Source organism: Streptomyces glaucus, from assembly GCF_039533365.1.
In the GTDB taxonomy this organism is placed as follows: Bacteria; Actinomycetota; Actinomycetes; order Streptomycetales; family Streptomycetaceae; genus Streptomyces; species Streptomyces glaucus.
The window spans coordinates 1-4,497 of the sequence record NZ_BAAATK010000111.1; the positions used below are offsets into that span (position 1 = coordinate 1).

The following is a 4,497-nucleotide window of genomic DNA, read 5'->3' on the forward strand; positions in this document are numbered from 1 at the left end:
GGATGACCGCCAGCACCCGGTGCCCGTTGCGGCGTGCGTCCGACAGCCGCTCCAGCACCAGCACACCCGCGCCCTCCGACCAGCCCGTGCCGTCGGCGGCCTCCGCGAACGGCTTGCACCGGCCGTCGGGGGCGAGGCCGCGCTGGCGGGAGAACTCGACGAAGGCGGTGGGGTTGGCCATGACCGTCGCGCCGCCGGCCAGGGCGGTGTCGCACTCGCCGGCGCGCAGGGCCTGGCAGGCCAGATGCAGGGCGACCAGGGCCGAGGAGCAGGCGGTGTCGACGGACACCGCGGGGCCCTCCAGGCCGAGGACGTACGACAGGCGGCCGGAGGCGACGCTGGGGGTGCTGCCGGTGAGCAGGTAGCCGCCGGCCTCGCCTTCGGCCTCGTGGACGGTGCCGCCGTAGCCGTTGGCGGAGACGCCCGCGTACACGCCGGTGGCGGTGCCGCGCAGCGAGAGCGGGTCGATGCCGGCGCGTTCCAGGGCCTCCCAGGCGGTTTCCAGCAGCAGCCGCTGCTGCGGGTCCATCGCCAGCGCCTCGCGCGGGCTGATGCCGAACAGCTCCGCGTCGAAGTCGGCGACCCGGGGCACGAAGCCGCCGAGTCCGACGAAGGAGGTGCCCAGTGCGGCGGAGGCGGACTCCAGGAGGCCGGGGATGTCCCAGCCACGGTCGTCGGGGAGGGGCGACATGCGGTCCTCGCCCGCCGTCAGCACGTCCCAGAGCTGTTCCGGCGAGGTGATGCCGCCGGGGAGGCGGCAGCCCATGCCGATGACGGCGATGGGTTCGTCGGAGCGGGCCGGGGCGAGCGGGACGCGGGACCCGGTGCCGGGGTCGGGGTCGGTGTCGCCGAGGAGCCGGTCGCGCAGGTGGGCGGTCAGGGCGGCCGGGGTCGGGTGGTCGAAGACGAGCGTGGTGGGGAGGGTGAGCGCGGTGGCGGTGTTCAGCCGGTTGCGCAGGTCGACGGCGGTGAGCGAGTCGAACCCGAGGTCCTTGAAGGGGCGTTCGGGGTCGATCACGGCCGGGGTGGCGTGGCCGAGGACGGCGGCGACCTGGGATCGCACCAGGTCCAGCAGGTGCCGGTGTTGTTCGGCGGCGGGCTGGGCGCGCAGCGTGCGGGCGAGTTCGTTCTCGGTTGTTGCGCGGGTGCCGGCTGTGCGGGTGGTGGCGGCGACCTCGGGGAGGCCGGCGATGAGCGCGCTGGGCCGGGCGACGGTGAACGACGGCGCGAAGCGTGTCCAGTCGATGTCGGCGACGGTGGCGCAGGTGCGTCCCTCGTCGAGGATCTCCTCCAGGGCGTCCAGTGCGTGGTCGGGGTCGAGGAGGGTCAGGCCGCGCTCGCGCAGGTGCCCGGCGACCTGTTCGTCGGCGGCCATGCCGCCGCCGGCCCAGGGGCCCCAGGCGATCGCGGTGGCGGGCAGGCCGAGGGTGCGGCGGTGCTGGGCGAGGGCGTCGAGGTAGGCGTTGCCCGCGGCGTACGCGGCCTGGCCGCCGCTGCCCCACACGCCCGCCACGGAGGAGAACAGGACGAACAGGTCGAGGTCCAGGCCGGCGGTCAGCTCGTGCAGGTTGCGGGCGCCGGTGACCTTGGCCGCGACGACCTCGGCGAGCTGGTCGGGGGTGGTGTCGGTGAGGGGGGTGCTCTGCGGCAGGCCCGCGGTGTGGACGACGCCGGTGAGCGGGGTCCGGTCCGGGATGCCGTCGAGCAGGGCGCGCAGGGCTTGGCGGTCGCTCACGTCGCAGGCGGCGAGGGTGACTTCGGCGCCGCGTGCGGTCAGGTCGCGGCGCAGTTCGGCGGCGCCGGGCGCGTGCTCGCCGCTGCGGGAGACCAGCAGCAGGTGCGGAGTGCCGAGGTCGGCGAGCCGGCGTGCGACGTGGCCGCCGAGAGCGCCCGTACCGCCGGTGATCAGGATCGTGCCGCGCGGTGCCGGACGGCCGGGGGTGCCGGGTCCGGGACGGGTGTCGTGCGCCACGCGTGCCGCGAACACGCCGGAGGGCCGGATGGCGAGCTGGTCCTCCGGGCCGGGGGCGGCCAGGACGGCGGCGAGCCGTTGCCACGGTTCGGGGCCGGTGTCCTCGGCGGGGAGGTCGACGAGCCCGCCCCAGCGGCGGGGCTGTTCGAGCGCCGCCGTACGGCCGAAGCCCCAGACCTGCGCCTGGTCCGGGCGGGCGAGTGGTTCCCCCGTGCCCACGGCGACGGCGGACCGCGTGACCGCCCACACCGGTGTCTCGGTCCCCGTGGCGTCGAGGGCCTGGAGGAGGGTGAGGTGGGGTGCGGTACGGGTGGTCAGGTCGGCGTCGGTCGCGGGCAGCACGACGATGCCGGCCGGGGCGTCCGGTGCGAGGTCCCGCAGGCGCGCGGCGACCGTTTCGGGGCTGTCGTCGGCGGTGAGCGGCAGGAGGACGGCGTCGGCTCCCGCGGCCCGCAGGGCACGGAGGCAGGCGGGGGCGTCGTCGAGCTCGTCCGCTGCGGTGGTCTCCGCCGGGAGGGCCGGCGCGTCCCCGGCGGGGGTCTCGTGGGCCGGGGAGCCCGGGAGGGACGTGCCGGCGGTGCCGTGGGTCGGGAGGCCCGGTGCAGGTGCGTCGGCGGTGGCGTGGGGCGGCGAAGCCGGTGTGTCCGCGGTGGTGGCCGTACCGGTCGGCTGTGGCACCGCCACCAGCCAGCGGCCCGTCAGCCGTCCCCGGTCCGCCACGGGCACCGGCTGCCACAGCAGGCGGTAGCGCCGGCCCGCGGCCTTCGTCCGCTCCCGCTGCCGTCGGCGCCAGTCGGACAGGGCCGGCAGCAGCGCGTCCAGTGACGCGCCCCCCGGCAGGCCCAGTTCCCGGGCCAGTGTGGCCGGGTCGCCGTCCTCGACCAGCTGCCAGAAGGCCGTCTCGGCGCCGTCCCCGGCCGCCGTCCCGGCGGGCGCGCCGGCCGTCGTCCGGTCCGGCAGCCAGAAGCGGTCGCGTTGGAAGGCGTACGTCGGCAGGTCCACGAGTCGTGCCCCCGTGCCGGCGAGCACGTCCGCCCACCGCACCCGCTCGCCCCGGACGAACAGTTCACCGACCGCGCTCAGCAGGGTGTCCGCCTCGGCCCGGCCCGCGCGCAGGGTGGCGGCGGCCACCGTCAGGTCGGGGGCGGTCCGCTGGGCGAGCGCGGCGAGGACCGGGTCGGGTCCGAGTTCCAGCAGCCGGGTGGCGCCGAGCTCACCGGTGGCGGCGAGGACTGCGTCGTGGAAGAGAACGGGCTGTCCGACCTGCCGTACCCAGTAGTCGGCGGTGGTCCAGTCGCCGTCGCGGACCGTGCGGCCGGTGACGGTGCTGACGGCGGGCAGCACGGGCGGCCGGTAGTCGAGGCCGGCCGCGACGGCGGCGAACTCGGCGAGCATCGGCTCCATCAGCGGCGAGTGGAAGGCGTGGGAGACCCGCAGCCGGGTGGTGCGGCGGCCCTGCTCGCGGGCGGTGCCCAGCACGCGCTCGACCGCGCTCTCGGTGCCGGAGACGACCACGGCGGCGGGGCCGTTGACGGCGGCGATCACCACGTCACCGTCCAGCCAGGAGGCGACCTCCTCCGGGTCGGCCTCGACGGCCGCCATGGCCCCGCCCTCGGGCAGTGCCTGCATGAGGCGCGCCCGGGCCGCCACCAGGCGTACGGCGTCGGGCAGGTCGAGGACACCGGCGGTGTAGGCGGCGGCGAACTCGCCGACCGAGTGGCCGAGCACCGCGTCCGGGGCCATGCCCCAGGAGCGCAGCAGTTCCACGAGGGCGACCTGGAGGGTGAAAAGAGCCGTCTGGGCGTAGCCGGTACGGTCCAGGAGTGCCGCCTCCGGGCTGCCCTCGGCGGCGAGCAGAACGGTGCGCAGGGGCACGTCGAGGCCTTCGGCGCCGGACAGTTCGGCGTCCAGCAGGGCGCAGACGTCGTCGACGGTCTGGGCGAACGCCGGGTAGCGCGCGTGCAGTTCGCGGCCCATGCCGGGGCGCTGGCTGCCCTGCCCGGTGAACGCCCAGACCGTACGGCCCTCTCCCGCGACGCCGGTGACGAGCGCGGCGGTGTCGTCGTCGGCCAGCGCGGCGGCGGCCGCGGCGAGCGTGTCGGTGCTGTCGCCGACGAGGACCGCGCGGTGGTCGAGGGCGGCGCGGGCCGTGGCGAGGGTGTGGCCGATGCCGGCGGCGGGCAGGGCCGGGTGTTCCGCCAGGTGGGCGGCGAGCCGGGCGGCCTGCGCGCGCAGGGCCTGCCGGGTCCGGCCGCTCAGGATCCAGGGCACGGTGTCCGCCGGATGAGCCGGGACGACAGGCTCCGGGGCGGGTTCCTCGGCGGGTGCCTCCTCCAGGATGACGTGGGCGTTGGTGCCGCTGATGCCGAACGCGGACACCCCCGCCCGGCGCGGCCGCTGCCCGCGCGGCCACTCCCGCGCCTCGGTCAGCAGCTGCACCGCACCCGCCGACCAGTCCACGTGCGAGGACGGCCGGTCCACGTGCAGCGTGCGCGGCAGTTGTTCGTGGCGCAGCGCCAGCACCA

Annotated in this window: 1 protein-coding gene; it reads right to left on the reverse strand. The window is 76.8% G+C overall.

Annotated elements, in window-relative coordinates; all coding sequences use genetic code 11:
* Nucleotides 1-4,497, reverse strand: a 4,497-nt coding sequence (locus tag ABD363_RS32245) for an SDR family NAD(P)-dependent oxidoreductase (RefSeq protein WP_344610007.1), incomplete at both ends; no start/stop codon positions are given.